We start from the raw sequence: 19,192 nt of genomic DNA, 5'->3' as shown, positions 1-19,192 counted from the left end.
AGGTCTGTTATGGCCCGGCTGTTGGCCTTTCATAAGTAAGACGAGATTGAACATGTCCCGGCCACCTTGCCTTTGCCTTTACCTAGCCCCACCATGGCAGGTTGTCCGCATATTAAAGGTAAATCCTCCCTCTAATTTTACAATAATATCATGAGAATTAAGTCTAACAGGAAAACCTCCAGTTAAATTCCGGAATATTTGGTCATTACCTCATATTCCGGCGAATTAACGGGAGGTTTTCCTTTAAGATAATCGAAAAGCAATTAAACGGAGAAATTAGCACCCTGTTTTCCAGTTAATCAAAGTAATCCAGCACGCCTTGCCCAAGTTCATACCCAACCACCCGTTCCCCGTTGCGGCGAAGTGAAGGTAGTAGCCAACCTGTTGTGCACAACTTTTTCAGCATCAGGACCGCCGTTTTATGATCGATATCAAAATGCTGCTCGACATCCTTCGGCCGAATCGGCCTAACCAGTTGGATGGCGAGTCGGAGTATTTCCTTCTCGGCAAACCTTGCACGTGAGACTGGCGCGAGTCCGGGCTGATACCTGCTTAACACCATACGGAGCAAAGTAATGCACAGTTCAGGCCTTTTCTCGACATCATCGTAAGCGAAAGAAATGACGTGAAAACCCATAGCATGGAGGAACGTTTCACGATTCAACTCATTACAGTATTTTTGCCTGTCCATATCCCGAACGTGTGTGGCAAAGCCTTTGACTTCAATGATTAGCTTGACAATCCCCGACAGCCAAGCGAAATCGGCAAAGTAAGATCTACCCCGCCAATCGTGTGCTTCATATTCCGGATGGAGGTCTTTGAAACTGCCTCGCAGTGGCCACCAGACGTTGTTAAGAAATAACAATTCACCATGCCCATGCCCCCTCTTTAATCGACTCAGGCGCTCCCCAGTCCTACTGTCAAGATGCAAATCGATAAACGCAGCATGCGCTTTTTCAAAAGTCATGTTCTCATCTCCTATAGAAAAATAGAAAAACGTCCCGTACCACTCGTCAGAATGGAACGGGACGTTCTTCGTCACTTGTTTTTGAGTATAAGGTAAATCTACAGACTTCACCAGTCCCATTCCTATTAAATCGTTCTAGTCCAATAACAAAGGTAGTCACAATCGTATCATTTGAAGTCACAGGATTGGTAGGTCGAACCTTGGATTGAAAATATAATGAGATTATCAACCAAGGAGGATCATCCGCTGCTATGACGACTAAACCACTTACCAATAAACGCACGTTTTGGAAACAGATGAACAGGTACAAGGCGCTCTGGCTGATGGCGCTGCCGGGCATCATCTATTTGCTGCTTAACAACTATTTACCGATGTTCGGCACCATCATTGCCTTCAAAAACATCAACTACGCCAAAGGCATTTGGAAAAGCGACTGGGTCGGCTTCAAAAACTTCGAATACTTGTTCAGCACCAGCGACGCGTTCATCATTACTCGCAATACGCTGCTCTATAATACGGTGTTCATTGTGATCACACTCATCTGTTCCGTCAGCTTGGCGATTATGCTCAATGAGGTCAGAAAACAGCTGGCTAAGAAATTTTATCAGAGTGCGCTGCTGCTTCCTTACTTTTTATCCGCTGTTATCGTTGCCTATCTGGTGTATAGCTTATTGAGTTCGGAATATGGTTTTTTGAACAAAATTGTCCTTCCGCTCTTCGGCCAAGATCCAGTGTCTTGGTATAACGAGCCCAAATACTGGCCTTACATTCTGGTCATTGTGAATACTTGGAAGGGCGTCGGATACTCCTGTGTCATCTACATCGCAGCGATTGTCGGCATCGACAATGAATATTACGAGGCTGCGAAAATTGACGGCGCGAGCAAATGGCAGCAAATTCGCCACATTACGGTTCCTTTGCTGATGCCGGTCATTACAACTATGGTACTGTTGTCCATCGGACGTATTTTTTACGCGGACTTCGGATTGTTCTATCAGGTACCGCTTGATTCCGGCATGCTGCTTCCGGTAACCAACGTCATCGACACTTATGTATATAGGGGTTTGCTGCAGCTTGGAGATCTTGGTATGTCTTCCGCAGCTGGCCTGTATCAATCGCTAGTTGGCTTCGTATTGGTGCTCGTGTCTAATGCTATCGTTCGTAAATTTAATCGCGATCAGGCGCTATTTTAGAGAAGGAGGAGTGTTCCTTGGCAAGTCAAAACAAAACCCACTGGTTATTACACCTAGTATTTTTACTCATCGCTTGTACAACGATTCTGCCGATCATTCTCGTCTTCATGGTGTCTGTCACAGATGAAACGACGATTACCCAAAATGGCTACTCATTTTTCCCTCAGAAAATAAGCTTTGAAGCTTACAAGTATCTGTTCCTGGACTCGATGACCATCATCAGGGCTTATGGGGTTACGATTCTTATCACTGTGGTGGGTACGATCGTCGGCCTCATGCTGACGGCCTTGCTGGCCTATCCGATATCCAGAAGGGATTTCCCTTATAAAAATATGCTGACCTTCTTCGTCTTCTTCACGATGTTGTTCAATGGGGGGTTAGTTCCTTGGTACTTGGTGTTTACAAAGCTGATCCCACTCAAGGACACGATCTGGAGTTTGATCATCCCGGGATTGCTTTTAAACGGATTCTTCGTTCTAATTATGCGCACCTTTTTCGCGACCTCGATTCCGATGGCAATCATCGAATCAGCTTATATGGATGGAGCAAGCGAATCCAGAATTTTCTTTAGAATTGTACTACCGCTTTCTACGCCTGTATTGGCGACCATTGGCTTATTTAACACGCTAGGTTATTGGAATGATTGGTTTAACAGCTTGGTTTTCCTTACGGATTCCAAGTATTACAGTCTGCAGTATTTGCTGAATAAAATATTGCTGAACATTCAATTTCTCTCACAGAATTCGCGTAACACGAACGCTTCACAAATTATGGCGACGCTGCCAACCGAAACGGTGCGCATGGCGATGGCGATTATCGGGATAGGTCCGATTGTACTTGCCTATCCGTTTTTTCAGAAGTATTTTGTCAAGGGTTTGACTGTTGGTGCTGTGAAAGGGTAATACCGAAAACAAATTCGGTTTATCATATACAAATTTATCATTAATGGAGGGGTTTCCGTGTTTCAACCAAAAAGAAAGTTGGTTTCAATCGCTTCTTCTGTGTTAGTTCTATCCTTAGCGCTAACTGCTTGTTCTAGCGGTGCTAAACCTGCAGCAGAAACAAGCACAAGTACACCTACAACGGGAGCGGCTCCAACAACAGAAGCTAAAGCAACATCTGCTGCCAATGATTTGAAACCCTACAAATTGGTCATGATTTTCCCTTCCGGCGTTGTAGCGAAAGATTTACCTGCGGTTCAAGACGAAATCAACAAGTATTTGACGGGAAAAATAAACGCAACGATTGAAATTCGTCCGATCGATTGGGGCGCATGGACGAATAAAACGAACCTGATGTTTGCTTCCGGCGAACAATTCGACCTGATGTTTACCGCTTCTTGGTATGGCTTAGGTCAGCAAGCGGCAAAAGGCCAAATCATTCCTCTGGACGATTTGATCAATAAACACGGTCAAGGAATCAAAAGCGTGCTAGATCCCGCTTACGTAGAAGGCGGTAAGCTGAACGGTAAATCCTACGGTGTCGTAGCGAACAAAGAGTTTGCGGCAACGAAAGGCGTTGTCATGCGCAAAGATCTTGTCGATAAGTACAAAATCGATCTGTCAGCGGTTAAAGAGATGAAGGATCTCGAGCCTATTTTCAAAACGATCAAAGATAATGAACCAGGCATCACGCCGCTCCAGGTCAAGAATGATCGTTCCCCTGCCAGCGCTATTCTTGGCTACGGACTATTCGACATGCTGGGCGACGGACCGGGCGTGCTGGATCGTGCAAGCAAAGAGCTGAAGGTCATCGACATGTTTGAGACTCCGCAATTTATGGACGCGGTTAAACTCATGAACAAGTGGTATAAAGCAGGCTACATTAATAAAGATGGAGCTACGAACAAAGAGAGTGAGTTCTTGGCCGTCAAAGCTGGCAAAGCCTTCGCTTACGGCGAATCCATGAAGCCAGGGTTCGAGATGCAGGAAACACGCAATACCGGCACGCCGATGGTTACGGTTGAACTAACGAAGCCTTATACGACTACGGGCGACACGACTAGCGCGATGTTTGCCATTCCGAATACGTCCAAGGATCCGGAAAGAGCCATGATGTTCTTGAATCTACTCTACACGGACAAACAATTGTTGAACTTGCTCGATTGGGGTATCGAAGGTAAGCACTATGCCAAAGCGGGCGATAACATTATCGATTATCCGCAAGGCGTAGATGCCGCTTCTGTTGGCTACAACCTTAACTTGCCATGGATGTTTGGTAACCAACTCAACTCCTATATTTGGAAAACCGAAGATCCGAAAATCTGGGATCGTTACAAAGAATTCAATACAGGCGCTCAAAAATCGATCGCACTTGGCTTTGTTTTTGACCCAGAGAAGGTGAAGAATGAAATTGCGGCTACGAACAACGTGGCTACACAGTTCACTGGAGGCTTGTATACAGGAACGATCGATCCTGAAAAGTTTGTTCCTGAGTTTGTCACCAAGTTAAAAGCGGCAGGTATGGATAAAATTATTGCCGAGAAGCAAAAACAATTAGACGAATGGGCGAAAACGAACAAAAAATAAATCCTGATATAAGGAGAGAGCTGCAATCCACGCTTTGGCGTAGGCTGCAGCTTTTTCATTCTCCGGGCAACATCGGTAAGATTACTTTTGGGGCTTAGATGAAAGTAAGTGTCATGTTAGGAAGCTTTTCGCATATATTGTGTTAGATTATTAACTTAAAAAAAAGAGTGAAAGCGATTTCGATTCGTCATTTTAAGTGACAAAATTCACAATGCTGACAAGCTCAGATCCGTTTGCTGTCGAATGAGCAAGCAAGTTTCCTAAGAAATAGGAGGGTGCAGAGATGCTGCATATTGTAGTTTGTATCAAGCAGGTACCTGACTCTAGAGAAATTCGCATTGACCCCAAAAATAATACGTTAATTCGCCAAGGTGTCCCAAGCATCGTGAACTTCTACGATATGCATGGGTTGGAAGAGGCGCTCCGTATTAAGGATGAACAGGGTGCGAGGATTACTGTTGTAACAATGGGACCTCCGCCTGCGGAGAAAGGTTTAAAGGAATGCATCTCCCTCGGGGCAGACGATGCTGTGTTGGTGACGGATCGTGGCTTCGCGGGAGCGGACACGCTGGCGACATCGTACGTTGTTGCCCGAACCATCCGTAAAATTGCTGAAACGTGGGGACCGGTGGATATCGTTTTTTGCGGCAAACAAACGCTGGACGGCGACACGGGGCAAGTTGGGCCTGGCGTCGCATGCCGATTGGATTTGGAACAGCTTACTTATGTCAACAAAGTCGCCAGTGTGGATGAAAAGCGGCGAAAAGTTCGTGTCCATCGGCTTTTGGAAGATGGCATTGAAGTCGTTGAGACAAGCATGCCGGTGCTGATCACGGCACTGAAGGAACTGAACAAGGTGAGACGAGCATCTCTGCCTGGTATGATTCGGGCTGCGCGTTATAAGCCGACTGTTTGGACGACAGCTGATTTTCCGGATCTTGAAAAAGCGAAAATCGGGCTAAAAGGCTCACCAACGATTGTAGCCAAAACATGGGTGCCCGAGATAAAAGCGGTTAAAACGCATATGATCACGTTTGATTCGCCAGAAGCAGCCGCTGCTCAGCTTGCTGAACAGCTCATGACGAAGGAGATGCAGACTTTGTTAGACTGGTCTTCGTGAAAGTAAAGCATGTGTACGACCTAAAAAACTCAGAATCACCGTTATGGGAATGGAGGAAGTCACAATGTCAAATGAACAAACACAGGACCAGCCTGAAGCGTCGATGCCCGACTGGTCGGCTTATCGGGGGGTATTGATCGTTGTAGAGCAGCGAGATGGAGCTGCGAAGAAGGTCTCCTGGCAGCTGCTAGGCGAAGGCAAGAAGCTGGCCGCGAAGCTTGACGCGCCGCTCATGGCGCTCGTCATCGGCGAGAATGTGGGCCACCTCGCCGATGAAGCCGTGCATTACGGCGCGGACAAGGTGTTCCTATGCGAAGCACCCGAGCTTCGCACCTACCGCACTCGGCCATACAGCCGAGTCTGTTTGAAGCTGATCGAGGAAGCGAAGCCCGAGATCGTGCTGTTCGGCGCGACAGCGACGGGCCGCGATTTGGCAGGCGCGATAGCGACGCACCTGCCGACGGGGCTGACGGCCGACACGACGCAGCTCGACGTGGAGCCGCCGCCGTCAAGGCTGCTGCTGGCCAGCCGGCCGGCTTTTTCCGAGAAGATGATGGCCACCATCCTCTGTAAGCAGTACCGGCCGCAGATGGCGACGGCGCGCGCCGGGGTGTTTCAGGCGCTGCCGAAGGACGCGACGCGCCAAGGCGAAATCATTCGCATCGAGGCGACGATGCGCGAGGAAGAGATTGCCGCGCAGGTGCTCGACTTCCTGCGCGAAACAGGCAAACTCAATCTCGAGGATGCCGAGATTATCGTGGCAGGGGGCCGCGGACTGGGCGGGCCCGATGCTTTCGGGCTGCTCGCCGAGTTAGCGGATGCGCTCGGCGGCGTCGTTGGCGCATCGCGTGCCGCGGTCGATGCGGGCTGGATCGGGCATGAGCACCAGGTTGGTCAAACCGGTGCCACTGTGAGGCCGAAGCTATACTTCGCTATCGGCATTTCCGGCGCGGTTCAGCATACCGTAGGTATGAGCCATGCTGACGTCGTCGTTGCGATTAACAAAGACGATAAAGCGCCAATCTTCCAATTCGCTCATTATGGCATTGTTGGCGATATGTTCAAAATTGTTCCTGCCATTACGAATGAGATTAGGCAGCGCCGAACGTTATTTGGCCAACAACTAGCTGGCGCCGCAACCTCCTTGCCACAGGACGATTCGAAGACAGGGGTTAACGCGGCCCTTGAGAGGAGTGAAGCCAAGTGAACGAGAAATTTGACGCGATTGTTGTTGGCGGTGGTCCGGCGGGCGCAGCAGCAGCTTTGACGATGGCACGTGCAGGATTATCTGTTGTTTTGTTGGAGAGGGGCGAGTTCCCTGGAGCCAAAAACATTTTCGGAGGCGTCCTATACCGTAAGCAAATCGAAGAGCTTGTTCCTGAATTTTGGAAAGAAAAAAACTTTCCCATGGAGCGTTACATTGTGGAGCAGCGCATCTGGATGATGGGCAAAGAATCTATGGTCACCTTCGGGCACCGCAATGAGGCTTACAAAGAGCCTTACAATTGCTTTACTGGACTGCGGGTTAAGTTCGATCAGTGGTTCGCGGACAAAGCCGTTGCAGCTGGGGCCATCCCAATTTACGAAACCGTTGCACTCGATGTGATTCGCGAAGGTAAAAGGATCGTCGGTGTTCGTACCGATCGAGATGACGGCGATTTGTACGCCGATGTTGTTGTCATTGCCGATGGCGTGAACTCCTTGCTCGGTAAGGCGATGGGCATTCACAAAGAATGGATGCCGGACGAAGTTTCGTTAGCTGTGAAAGAAGTAATTGCACTTCCTAGGGAGAAAATCGAAGACCGATTCGGACTCGAAGGTGACGAAGGCGTTACGATTGAGTTTATGGGCGAGACCTCGCTAGGTATGGCGGGCATGGGTTTTCTATACACGAATAAAGAAACCATTTCACTAGGCGTAGGCGTTATGGTTAATCATTTGCGGGACAAAAAGGTGAAGCCTTATGCGGTCCTCGATGCTGTTAAGCAGCACCCTATGATTCGGAAATTGATTCAAGGGGGAGAAACGAAGGAGTACTCCGGGCACTTGATTCCCGAGGGTGGCTTTCATTCCATCCCGCCGTTGTCGGGAGATGGCTGGTGCGTTTGTGGGGATGCCGCGCAGTTAATCAACTTTGTGCATCGTGAAGGTACTAACTTAGCGATGACCTCCGGTCGACTGGCCGGTGAGGCGATTGTGGAGGCCAAAGCACAAAGCGATTTTTCTGCTGCTTCACTCAAAGCCTACGACCAAAAGATTCGCGAATCCTTTGTCCATAAAGATTTACAGAAATACAAAGGCATGCATCAATTCCTCAAGGAGCAGGACCCTGAATTACTGTTCGACAAGCTGCCCAGAGCGCTGAATGAAGCGGCATACAACATGTTCCTCGTGGATGGGATTACCAAAGCGGATAAGCAAAAAATGGCCATGAAGCTCATCAAAAATGCCGCAGGCGGTACGGTAAACCTGATGAAGCTAGGCTACAAAGGATGGAGGGCGATGAACGGATGAGCCAAAGTGACATTTCAGATAAGCTATTTACCATTCGTTATAAATGCGATGATAAGTCGCACCTCGTAATCAAGGATACGCAGACCTGTTTAAATTGTGTAACGAAGGATTGCAATTATTTCTGTCCCTCGGACGTCTATGAATGGGAAAAGAAACTCAAAATTACAACCGTTGCGTTTGAAAATTGTATCGAATGCGGGACCTGCCGAATTGCGTGTCCATCCTACAACATTGATTGGGTCTACCCCAAAGGCGGCTATGGCATGACTTATAAATTTGGCTAAAAATGATGAATACGAAACGGAGCCAGGGCTATTTCGAGCCTTGGCTCCTATTTCTGTGCATCCAAAACTACATTCCTCCATATGTTTGTGCTAATCCTCCATAGTTTTGTTCGCGAAGGGATACGATAATAGGAGGTAGGAGGGATATCATGCGAATTACATTTGAACCAACACAAGGACTATTTCATTTACAAAACAAGCAAATGAGCTATGTTATTCAACTAATTAAATCCGCTTACCCAGCCCATGTTTACTGGGGACGCCCCATCCGATCAGGTCAATTGGCATCGATCCTACAATTTCAGGAGAGATGTTCGTTTTCACCAAATCCTGTTTCCGAAGATCGCAGCATTTCTTTCGATACATTGCCTCAGGAGTACCCGGCATACGGTACAAGTGATTATCGGGAGCCAGCTTATCAAGTTGCTCTTCCTGATGGATCTACAATTTCTGAGCTCATCTATGATAAGCATCGAATTTACCAAGGAAAACCGGTGCTCGAGGGACTTCCTGCGACCTATGTAGAGCAAGATGAAGAAGCGGAAACATTGGAACTTGAACTTGTTGATTCTGTCATTGGCCTTCGGATCATTCTTACTTATACAATATTTGAGCAGCATGCAGCGATGACTAGATCGGTACGTTTCGTAAATGAAGGATCCGGAGATCTAAAGCTGCTTCGAGCGCTTAGTATGAGCCTTGATTATCAGCACAGCGAGTTTGATCTTCTTCAGCTTTCAGGTAGTTGGGTTAGAGAACGACATATCGAGAGAAGACCCTTAGCGCCAGGAAAATTGACCGTAGAAAGTCGCCGCGGATCGAGTAGTCATCAGCACAATCCTTTTATTGCACTGCTTTCAAAGGACGCCAATGAAGATCATGGCGATGTGTATGGTTTTAGCCTTGTGTATAGTGGCAATTTCGCTGCCCAAGCAGAAGTTGAGCCGTATGGGTCAGCGCGTGTATCCATAGGTATTAATCCATTTGATTTTGGCTGGTTGCTTGAGCCGGGACAACATTTTCAAACGCCTGAAGCTGTAATGGTTTATTCAAACGCTGGCCTAGGGGACATGTCAAGAACCTATCACAAGCTTTACCGTACTCGGCTTTGCCGCGGTGAATTCCGTGACCGGACAAGACCTGTGCTCGTGAATAACTGGGAAGCAACCTATTTTCAATTTAATGCGGATAAAATAGAAAGCATCGCCAGCGCCGGCAAAGAGCTTGGCGTCGAGTTATTCGTTCTTGACGATGGCTGGTTCGGCAAAAGAGACAGCGATAACAGTTCCTTGGGAGACTGGGTCGTTGATAAAGCGAAACTGCCAGGTGGCCTGGAGGACCTCGTCCCCAGAGTCAATGGGATGGGACTAGAGTTTGGACTGTGGTTTGAACCAGAAATGGTTTCTCCAGACAGTGACTTATATCGCAAACACCCAGATTGGTGCCTACATGTACCGAATCGTAGACGTACGGAAGGTCGTCAGCAATTAATATTGGATTTTTCACGTGCAGATGTATGTGAAGCGATTACGAGAATGATCAGTGATATCCTAAGCAGCGCGCCGATCACGTACGTCAAATGGGACATGAACCGTAATATGACCGAAATTGGTTCCGCTGCACTGCCTCCGGAAAGACAACGAGAAACCGCTCATCGCTATATAATTGGTCTGTACCGTGTTCTTGAAACATTGACGACCAAGTTCCCGCATATCTTGTTCGAGAGCTGCTCCGGTGGTGGTGGCCGGTTTGACCCTGGTATGCTGTATTATATGCCGCAAACGTGGACAAGCGATAACACGGACGCTATCTCTCGTTTGAAAATTCAGTATGGGACGAGCATCGTTTATCCTGTGAGTTCAATGGGAGCGCACGTATCTGCTGTACCAAATCACCAAGTTCACCGTGAGACATCGTTGGAAATGCGCGGCGATGTTGCGATGTCCGGTAATTTTGGTTACGAACTCGACCTAACCAAGTTTACTGACGAGGAAAAAGAAATCGTCAAAAAGCAAATTGCGGATTATAAACATATTCGGCCGCTCGTCCAATTCGGCGACATGTACCGCTTACTCAGTCCATTCGAAGGTAACGAAACTGCTTGGATGATTGTTTCTGAAGACAAGACGCAAGCTTTGATCGCTTACTTCCGAGTGCTCGCCGAGCCAAATGCGCCTCTCAAAACGCTGCGGCTCAAAGGACTCAACCCATCCTTCGATTACCAAATCGCAGGCTTGCAAGGTGAGTACCCTGGCGACCATCTACTTTATGTCGGCCTTCCAGTCTCTGGTCTCCGTGGAGACTTCCAAAGTAAAATCTGGCTGCTCGAACACAAGCCATTATAGACTGTTCCAAAACACTGACTTCTTCACTGAGGTCAGCGTTTTTTTTGTTTCACGGAATATGGATAGATACATAGTTGATCTGAGTTGGAGTTAACTGTGAACCACTATCCCCTTGACTCAGTTAGGAGTGAATCCAAGGATGGCCCCCTGAGTATCCCCTAGAAGCGCCAAAGGAAAGCACTGACAGCATTATTTCTTGGACTTAATGCTTATAAGCAGAGTTGTAGATATCACAGAATGGCTTGGTTGAAAAAGTAGAAGAGGGTGGGAAACGACGGAAAACTAAATGAGGTATAAATCTAGCAAATTGTAGATACCACAGAAACTATGAATAGTAAAGGTGTCTAGTACAACTACGCTTATCATTTTGAACGATGAGATAACTTCATATTTGTTTAGGTTTACGATATGATAAGGATATAAATAGTTTCTATTTTTTTTATCACGAAGGGAGAATCATTCGATATGCTGCAGCGACCTAGTAGTGAAGAACACTCACCATATTTTACTGGTTATATTAGTCAAGTTCCGGAAGGCGACTATCTGTCCTTTTTACACAGCCAATTAGACGCTGTTGTCGCTTTGTTTTCGCCGATTAATGATAAGCAAGGGCTTTATCGATATGAGCCAGGGAAGTGGAGCTTGAAAGAAGTCTTGGGGCATATAACTGATACGGAGCGGATTATGAGTTATCGGATGCTGCGTATTGCTCGTGGAGATACAACGAATTTACCAGGATTTGATCAGGATTTATTTATCGACAATGCTTCTTTCGACGACTTGTCGATGGAGGATTTGTTAAACGACTTTCAAGCGGCACGTCAAGCCACGTTTTCTCTGCTGAAAACAATTTCAGAAGAAGCCTGGTCGCGTAAAGGGATTGCTAATAACAATGAAATCTCTGCACGCGCGCTTGCCTATGTGATAGCCGGTCATGCTCAGCATCATCTTGTCGTCATCCAACAAAAATATAATGACTAAAAAAACGAGAAGTCCTGAGGACTTCTCGTTTTTTTAGTAAAGGGATAATGCAAGGGAGTCGCGCTCATTAAAGGAATGGAGAATCGCTTCACAACCTACGATCTCAATACTAATGATAGAATCCAAGCATTTCTTAATGGTTGCTCTTCCTTTGGTCACTTTAGCTTCGAGTGCGGATTTCAATAAATTGAATTTCTTTTTATTTTTCTCATCTGAGTAGACTGGCACGGGTTTGTTGTGAATTGTAATAAACATTTTCATCATTTTTCACCATCCTAGGAATTGGATATAGGTCTAGCATATATGAATATTATTAAATTAACCTTAAAATAGTTTTACAATTTTGAAACAAAACCATATATTTCTATGTATTTTTACTTCTCATAAGCTTATACGGATGAGAGAGAGGAAATGTTTCACTCTTAGATAGCATTTCTTGAAATATTTGTGAATTCGATGCTTCGTTAATTTTGCTGAGCGTTTTGGCGAAAAAGCTTGGGGGATGTGCCAAATCTATGTTTAAATGCTCGGTGAAAGTAGGGATAACTGCCGAAACCGCAGCTTAAGGCGATTTGTTCCAGGGACATTGAACTATCATGCATGCGTTCCACAGCGCTGGATAGGCGCACTTCAAGGGCGTATTGGATCATGGTTTTGCCGAAGCATTCTTTGAACAAATGAACCGCGCGGGAAACGCTGAGTCCAACATGGTTGGCAACATCATCTACTTTAAAAGTTGCCGTAGCTTGTGCTTCAATGAACCTTTTCATACGTGTTCCGGTAAATGGACGTCCTTGTAAAGAGACGGTTTCCGTTGCTGCACGCTCTACATATAGGCAAAGGGCTTGCAGCAAAAAGCCGCTAAGCTCTTGGTTTTCTTCTTCCATTCTGCGTTTCTCAAGAATAAGCTGCCGCCATAGCGAAATTAAGCGAGCATCTAAGTCGATGCGCGTACAAGTCTGTTTGAGGCTGCGTTTCCACCAGGCATCGATCCATGCGCCTTTACAGAATACATAATAGTCGCCGCTCGCGATTTTACTGTTTGGTTGATCCAACTCATGTTCGATACGAAGCTCATAAGGGTCTCCCGGTTGAAAAAGAAGAAGATGGCCAGCTTCGATTCGCTGCATACGCCCATCTACTAAAACCTCGCATGTGCCTTCTGTCTGTAAGCGAAAAAGATAAAAGTTGAGTTGGAATTTGTTGCTCACATTAAACGGTTCCATATGAAAAGAATAGCCGCAGGTTAAGACCTCAGTTTCCATTGTATTCACCTTTCATAGCCAAATAAGAGATGTTTTGATTATATCGTGAATGGTCATATAAGGCTATGATCCATTATACTAATTCTATCGTGAATTATTTATAAAAATATGGATGATAAGAAAAGAGGAGAACAAATGGGACGTTTAGGAATTGGTCTGCAATTGTATACATTAAGAGATGATATGGAAAAAGATATGGAAGGCACACTTCGTCATGTAGCGAAGTTAGGATATGAAGGTGTAGAATTTGCGGGTTATTATGGTAAGCCTGCTGCTGAACTCAAACAGCTGCTGGATGAGCTAGGTTTGAAAGCATTCGGCAGTCACGTGAGTTTAGAGAGATTTCGTAAAGATCTGCAAGGGGAACTTGACTACCTGAAAACAATCGGTGCTAAGTATGCAATCTGCCCGTATGTTGGTGCTGAAGAACGCGATTCAGCAGAACAATGGAAAGCGCTGATTGCTGAATGCCAAGCGATTGCCGTAGAAACGAATAAACAAGGATTGCAATTCCTTTACCACAATCATGATTTCGAATTTCATCATAAAGTGGATAACGAGTTCGTCTTTGATGCCATGTTTGCCAAAACAGGTGAAGATGCAATTAACGTAGAGATGGACGTTTGTTGGGTTCAATTCGCTGGTCAAGACCCACTTGCCTACATAGCGAAATATGCGGGCCGACTACCGCTGCTTCATTTCAAAGATTTCACGAAAGATGCAGAAGGTAAATTAGTAACATTAGAGCTGGGCTTAGGCGATGTTCCTTTGGAAAAAGTGATCAAAGCGGCCGAGCAAGCAGGAGTTGAATGGCTTGTTGTTGAGCAGGATCACTGCCAGAAGCCACCACTTACAAGTGTTGAGAACAGCTTGAACTGGGTAAAAGAGCATTACACAAATGTTCATAACTAACAATTAAAAGGAGCATTAATAAACATGAGTAAAATTAAAGTAGCCGTAGTAGGTTGCGGTTCTATAGCTAAACATAGACATATCCCGGAATATTCTTGGAATTCGAATGTTGAACTCGTTGCTTTCGTCGATCCTGTTCTGGAGAGAGCGGAGCACTATGCAAAGCTGCACGGTGGCAAGGCATACAGCAGCTATACCGAAATGTTGAAGCAGGAGAAAGTGGATGCAGTTAGTGTATGTACACCGAACTTTCTTCATGCTGAAGTATCCATTGCCGCTGCAAATGCAGGCGCTCATGTCCTGGTGGAGAAGCCAATGGCTTCAACAGCAGAAGAAGCTGAGGCAATGATTGAAGCAGCAAAGAAAAATGGCGTGTTTTTAATGGTTGGTCACAACCAACGCCTGATGCCTCCACATGTCAAAGCCAAAGAAATTTTGAATTCCGGCAAATTGGGTAAAGTTCTGACATTCCGTACATCTTTCGGACATCCAGGTCCGGAAGGATGGAGCGTGGACGGACGAGAAAGCTGGTTCTTCCGCAAAGAAGAAGCAACAATGGGCGCGATGGGCGATCTTGGCGTACACAAGTCAGATTTAATTCGTTGGTTGCTTGCTGATGAGGTTGTACAAGTGGCTGCTTTCGTCGGTACCCTTCATAAAGAAGGTACAGATGTTGACGATAACTCGACTTGCTTGCTTCGCATGAAAAGCGGCGCGACTGGCTCACTAGTCGCTAGCTGGACTTATTATAAAGGTCAAGACAACTCAACCGTGTTATGGTGTGAGAATGGTGTTATCAAAATCGATACCGATCCGAACGACCAAGTCATCGTTGAGCTTCGTGATGGTACGGTTGAACGTTATAAACTCGGACAAATTGCAACGAACGAGAAACAAACGCATAGTGGTGTCATTGACGAGTTCATTACGAGCATTCTGGAAGGCCAAAAGCCGCGTATTTCCGGCGAAGAGGGGCTACGCTCCTTGCAAGTCATCCTTGCTGCTTTTGAATCCGAAGCAACAGGAAAAGTTATCTCCCTGTAATCTAGGTCATAAGAGAAAAGCTCATCCATTCGTGGATTGAGCTTTTCTTTTTCCTTAGAGATGTTAGTAAAGACCCCTTTTCTCAAATTAGAGAAAAGGGGTCTTGGCATCCAACCTAGCTTAACGCCCGCCTATTTCGATAGGCAATGTGTTTGATTTACCGACGATGGTTTCCTTTGAATCTTTCACATTCACTTGAATGTCCCAGATTCCAGCTTTGAGTAAATGGCCTTCGACCTTGGCAGTCAGTGTATGTTCATCTTGCCATGTACTTGGAAGGGCTTTGCCATTTAAAGTAACGTAGCCAAGGGCAGGGATATTGCTTCCTCTCACCGTTAGGGTTACACTTGAACGTCCAGATAGATCCTGCGTATCTGATTCGACTTTATCAAGGGTGATCGGTCCAAATCCGAGCATATACTTGGAATCTATAATGGGAATTTTATAATCCTTGTAAGCATGTCGATCACCGAAAATGATATCATACTGCAAAGTCTCGTAATCCTTAAGGTCCTGTTCGTTAATATGCATTGCCTCATAATGATCTTTCGGTGGGATGACAGGGATCTTTTTCGAAAGTTGACTTAAATAATCGGTATAATAGCTGCCTTGCTGTTTGGATAATTCAATAAGATAAGGGCCTAAGAATGAAGGACTAATATTTAATGTATCTTTGCGCCCTAGGTCAAAATTGTTCCAAACGACGAGCGGAACGCTGTACATCTTTTTCAGGAAATCGGGATCGTCTTTGCCGCTAATATACTTAGTGTCAATGTAAGTGGCATAATCATCACCTAGGGCTGGTAAGTGGTCTCCCCAGAAAGCGATAATCGTTGGTTCACCCTTTTTCTCGTAGTACTCAACTAATTCCTTCAACATTTTATCTGAGGCATTAATGCCTTGGGCAAGCGTTTCAAGCATACCTTGAGAAGAAGGAGACATATTGCCAGTAACATCGATTGTATTTTTTGGGAACTTACCTGGGAAAAAGTGAAAATGGTTTTCCATCGTGTTAGCAAATACGAAATCGGGTCCATCGCTTTGGTCAGTCGCATGAATAATATTGGCAGCAACTTCGCTGTCTGCGATATAAGGACCAGAATAGTTAGGCTTAAAGTATTCGATTGGAATATACTTGGAGAACCCAAAGTACTTATATATTTTATTACTGTTGAAATACCAGTTGTAGAAAGGACTTATCGCCGTTGATGTGTAGCCTTGTCTGGCGTAAATACTTGCCAAAGAATCTACTTCATTCGTAAGGAATTGATTGTAGGCGATAGAGCCTTGCGGTAGGAAACGCATGGAGTTACCTGTCAAAACCTCAAACTCGACATTGGCTGTACCCCCGCCATATTGCGGTGAAAGCATCGTACCGCTTGTCCCCGTCTGCTGCAGCTTATGGAAGAATGGAATCGGATCACGGCTGAACTCCACACCTTTGATAACGGTTGGATCCCAGAAAGCCTCACTTAACACGACAATAACGTTTGGTTTTACAGGATTGTTTGGGTCCCCAGCTTTAATCGGCTTAGGTGTATTACTAACAATAGCTTCAACAGCTTTATCATCGTAACCTTCACGTTTATCGGTAAACATCGACTTCGTATTCAGAAACGATGCTAATGCGTAGCCGTTCGTTTTGGTATTCTCAACTTGGTTCCATACGGATGCATGGATACCGCACCATTTCTGAATCGGAAGGGGGAGATCCGTGTAAACCGCAGACAACATAACAACCGCAATTACGGCAAGGATCCCACGTTCTTTTAGTGCAACCTTTTTCGAGAATAAGGTCGTGCGGTATAACAAGAAATAACTGGCCACCAGGAACAAAAGAATGATTATCAAAATTTTGAAGCTTAGAATATTCGAGATATATTTCACCATATCCGAGGCTTCGCCTGCCAAGACGATATCCCAGGGTGTCAAAGGGACACCTAATATTTTCAGCTTTACGCCACTTATGAGGGCCAAGGTAAGAAGTATACCTGAAATGACCCAATAGGCAATTCTAGTTCGGCCAATCATGGCGATGAATAACAATAACAAGCTGATGACGATCCATTCATTGAATAGCAGTTCAAGCAGATGCTTGTAACTCCAAGTAATCATTTCTATATAGTTCCCGCGGCTCAAAATTTCCATGATCAATACAGGAATTAAGGCAATTAATAATAGTGGCAATCGTTGCCTGGTCAGAAGCAATAAGCGGCTAATGTGCTGGTTCATATGTGTCTCCTATGACTTTCAAATTAAGAAATTGTAAATGGCAACAGCCATCATTATACCACGGCCGACGGTAATATTCGATGGTATTATATCTAACATTTTTTATAATAAAGTATCAAAAGAAAGGCTTAATAGGCAGGAAAAAGATGGTTTTGTCGAGAAATGTAAGTATAGAAGATAGAGAAATGGAGGGGATTTCATGGCGGAGGAACAAGTTCAATATGTGAAAAAAGCGACAATGCAAATGCAGCATCGAAGAATGACAAAAAGAGCTTTACTTCGACGCAGCGTGTTTTTATTTTTAGGTGCGGTGCTAATGTCAATTGGATTGGAAATTTTCTTAGTCCCTAACAGAATTATTGACGGGGGCATCACGGGGATATCCATCATTTTATCTTATCTAACCAATTTTCAAGTCGGGATATTTTTGACCTTATTAAATCTTCCATTCCTGTTTATCGGATATAAATTAATTGGAAAAACGTTTGCATTATCGACGCTTTTCGCAATTCTGGTCATGTCCACAGGAACGTATCTGCTACACCCCGTGAAAGAGCTAACCAATGATCCTTTGCTTGCAGCAGTATTCGGCGGCATTATTCTCGGTATTGGGGTAGGAATGGTGATTCGTTTCGGGGGTTCACTCGATGGTACAGAAATTGTTGCAATTCTCGTTTCCAAAAAGATACCGTTCTCTGTAGGCGAGATTGTGATGTTTTTCAACCTATTCATTCTAGGCAGCGCAGGGTTTGTATACAGTTGGGATCGTGCGATGTATTCCCTGATAGCTTATTTTATTGCTTATAAAATGATTGACGTGACCATTGAAGGGTTTGATGAGTCGAAGTCCGTATGGATCATTAGTGATAGCTTCAGACAAATCGGTGAAGCTATTTTGGACCGCTTAGGGCGCGGTGTCACTTATCTGGAAGGGGAAGGCGGCTTCACGGGAGATAACAAAAAGGTCATTTTCTGTGTAATTACGCGGCTGGAGGAAGCGAAGTTGAAATCCATCGTGGATGAGCTCGATCCTGCAGCGTTTCTCGCAGTTGGCAATATCCACGATGTCAAGGGAGGACGTTTCAAGAAGCGGGACATCCATTAGTCCCCTTTGCCGTCTCCGCCCGTTTTATTCCCTCGTTCAAACAAACCCAAGTCTCTGATTTTCTGTGCAGCATCTTTGCTGCTCGGACTACCTAGTTTCTTCAAGATATGCCCCACATGGATTTTGACGGTTCGTAAGGATATAAAAAACCGGTTTGCAATTTCCGTTTGCGTATGTCCTTGATCAATCATCTCTAGTACCTGAAGCTCTGTAGGCGTGATTAGATCGCTGACTTCTTTGACTTTGAATTGCTGCTCTAACCGTTTGAGCCTGCGGAATTCCTCTCTCATCTGTTCAGCTACTGCCGCGTTAATCGCAGATTGGCGTGCATGTACGGCTCGAATAATGGTGGGAAGCTCTTCGAATCGAGATTTGATCTGGTAGTCAATAGCGCCGGCTTGAAAGGAACGGAAGATGAAATCTTTTTCCTCCATCGAAGTAAGCATGATGACTTTAACTCCCCAAGATAAGAGTGCTTGTTCCGCAAGTCCAATGCCCGCGGGCTCATCTTGCAGCATGATATCCATAAGAACAACATCGGCTCCTGGTTCCGCATTAGCAAATAGTTCCTTGGCTTCTTCTGCTATTGATACCGTGGCCACGACTTTCAAATCTGGCTGACGATTCAAATAGGCTTTAAGGCCGCGAAGCCAATCAAGGTCATCCTCAACAATCAAAATCCGAATTGGTTCCAAGTAAAAA

17 protein-coding genes are annotated in these 19,192 nt (G+C 45.4%); 12 read left to right on the top strand and 5 right to left on the bottom strand.

From position 1 onward, the window contains the following. Nucleotides 1–295: 295 nt before the first annotated feature. On the bottom strand, nt 296–967 hold the full coding sequence (locus GC098_RS12900) for a DUF559 domain-containing protein (protein WP_171643541.1): 672 nt from the start codon (nt 965–967) through the stop codon (nt 296–298). Between the two features lie 251 nt (nt 968–1,218). On the opposite strand from GC098_RS12900, the gene GC098_RS12895 reads away from it, so the two are divergent. From GC098_RS12895 to GC098_RS12855, 9 genes are all read left to right on the top strand, one after another. Continuing rightward, nucleotides 1,219–2,160, top strand: a complete 942-nt coding sequence (locus GC098_RS12895) for an ABC transporter permease (protein ID WP_246358573.1) — start codon at nt 1,219–1,221, stop codon at nt 2,158–2,160. Between the two features lie 17 nt (nt 2,161–2,177). After that, nucleotides 2,178–3,062 carry a carbohydrate ABC transporter permease gene (locus tag GC098_RS12890; RefSeq protein WP_246358572.1) on the top strand — a complete coding sequence of 295 codons (885 nt, stop codon included), beginning with the start codon at nt 2,178–2,180 and terminating at the stop codon, nt 3,060–3,062. 57 nt (nt 3,063–3,119) lie between these two features. After that, nucleotides 3,120–4,688 carry an ABC transporter substrate-binding protein gene (locus tag GC098_RS12885; protein ID WP_171643540.1) on the top strand — a complete coding sequence of 523 codons (1,569 nt, stop codon included), beginning with the start codon at nt 3,120–3,122 and terminating at the stop codon, nt 4,686–4,688. 283 nt (nt 4,689–4,971) lie between these two features. Beyond that, complete coding sequence (locus tag GC098_RS12880; protein WP_171643539.1) at nt 4,972–5,808, top strand: electron transfer flavoprotein subunit beta/FixA family protein; 837 nt, start codon at nt 4,972–4,974, stop codon at nt 5,806–5,808. Nucleotides 5,809–5,872: 64 nt separating this feature from the next. Continuing rightward, nucleotides 5,873–7,015, top strand: coding sequence for an electron transfer flavoprotein subunit alpha/FixB family protein (locus GC098_RS12875; RefSeq protein ID WP_171643538.1), 1,143 nt, complete (start codon nt 5,873–5,875; stop codon nt 7,013–7,015). Then, nucleotides 7,012–8,322, top strand: coding sequence for an FAD-dependent oxidoreductase (locus tag GC098_RS12870; RefSeq protein WP_171643537.1), 1,311 nt, complete (start codon nt 7,012–7,014; stop codon nt 8,320–8,322). Before GC098_RS12875 ends, GC098_RS12870 begins: the two co-directional genes overlap by 4 nt. Continuing rightward, the gene (locus GC098_RS12865) at nt 8,319–8,606 is read left to right on the top strand and encodes a ferredoxin family protein (RefSeq protein WP_036634482.1); all 288 of its coding nucleotides are present in this window, start codon (nt 8,319–8,321) and stop codon (nt 8,604–8,606) included. Before GC098_RS12870 ends, GC098_RS12865 begins: the two co-directional genes overlap by 4 nt. 149 nt (nt 8,607–8,755) lie before the next feature. Next, nucleotides 8,756–10,951: an alpha-galactosidase gene (locus GC098_RS12860; RefSeq protein ID WP_171643536.1), complete on the top strand. Its 2,196-nt coding sequence runs from the start codon at nt 8,756–8,758 to the stop codon at nt 10,949–10,951. 465 nt (nt 10,952–11,416) lie between these two features. Then, nucleotides 11,417–11,932, top strand: coding sequence for a DinB family protein (locus tag GC098_RS12855; protein ID WP_171643535.1), 516 nt, complete (start codon nt 11,417–11,419; stop codon nt 11,930–11,932). Nucleotides 11,933–11,965: 33 nt separating this feature from the next. On the opposite strand, the gene GC098_RS12850 is transcribed toward GC098_RS12855, so the two are convergent. Next, on the bottom strand, nt 11,966–12,193 hold the full coding sequence (locus tag GC098_RS12850) for a hypothetical protein (RefSeq protein WP_029198041.1): 228 nt from the start codon (nt 12,191–12,193) through the stop codon (nt 11,966–11,968). A 203-nt stretch (nt 12,194–12,396) separates the two neighbouring features. Further along, nucleotides 12,397–13,197 (bottom strand): helix-turn-helix domain-containing protein, encoded by an 801-nt coding sequence (locus GC098_RS12845; RefSeq protein ID WP_171643534.1) that lies wholly within the window; start codon nt 13,195–13,197, stop codon nt 12,397–12,399. Nucleotides 13,198–13,332: 135 nt separating this feature from the next. Between GC098_RS12845 and GC098_RS12840 the strand changes: the two genes are divergently transcribed. Both GC098_RS12840 and GC098_RS12835 read left to right on the top strand, forming a co-directional pair. After that, a complete protein-coding gene (locus tag GC098_RS12840) occupies nt 13,333–14,109 on the top strand; it encodes a sugar phosphate isomerase/epimerase family protein (protein WP_171643533.1) in 777 nt (258 codons plus the stop codon). 24 nt (nt 14,110–14,133) lie between these two features. After that, complete coding sequence (locus tag GC098_RS12835; RefSeq protein ID WP_171643532.1) at nt 14,134–15,153, top strand: Gfo/Idh/MocA family protein; 1,020 nt, start codon at nt 14,134–14,136, stop codon at nt 15,151–15,153. 120 nt (nt 15,154–15,273) lie between these two features. On the opposite strand, the gene GC098_RS12830 is transcribed toward GC098_RS12835, so the two are convergent. After that, on the bottom strand, nt 15,274–17,385 hold the full coding sequence (locus tag GC098_RS12830; RefSeq protein ID WP_171643531.1) for an LTA synthase family protein: 2,112 nt from the start codon (nt 17,383–17,385) through the stop codon (nt 15,274–15,276). A 244-nt stretch (nt 17,386–17,629) separates the two neighbouring features. Between GC098_RS12830 and GC098_RS12825 the strand changes: the two genes are divergently transcribed. Further along, the gene (locus GC098_RS12825) at nt 17,630–18,490 is read left to right on the top strand and encodes a YitT family protein (protein WP_376769417.1); all 861 of its coding nucleotides are present in this window, start codon (nt 17,630–17,632) and stop codon (nt 18,488–18,490) included. Here GC098_RS12825 and GC098_RS12820 read toward each other — a convergent pair. After that, complete coding sequence (locus tag GC098_RS12820) at nt 18,487–19,185, bottom strand: response regulator transcription factor (protein ID WP_171643529.1); 699 nt, start codon at nt 19,183–19,185, stop codon at nt 18,487–18,489. The genes GC098_RS12825 and GC098_RS12820 overlap by 4 nt on opposite strands. Nucleotides 19,186–19,192 lie beyond the last annotated feature (7 nt).

The organism is Paenibacillus phytorum, from assembly GCF_013141715.1.
Lineage (GTDB): Bacteria > Bacillota > Bacilli > Paenibacillales > NBRC-103111 > Paenibacillus_E > Paenibacillus_E phytorum.
This window is presented reverse-complemented; position numbering and strand designations above follow the sequence as displayed.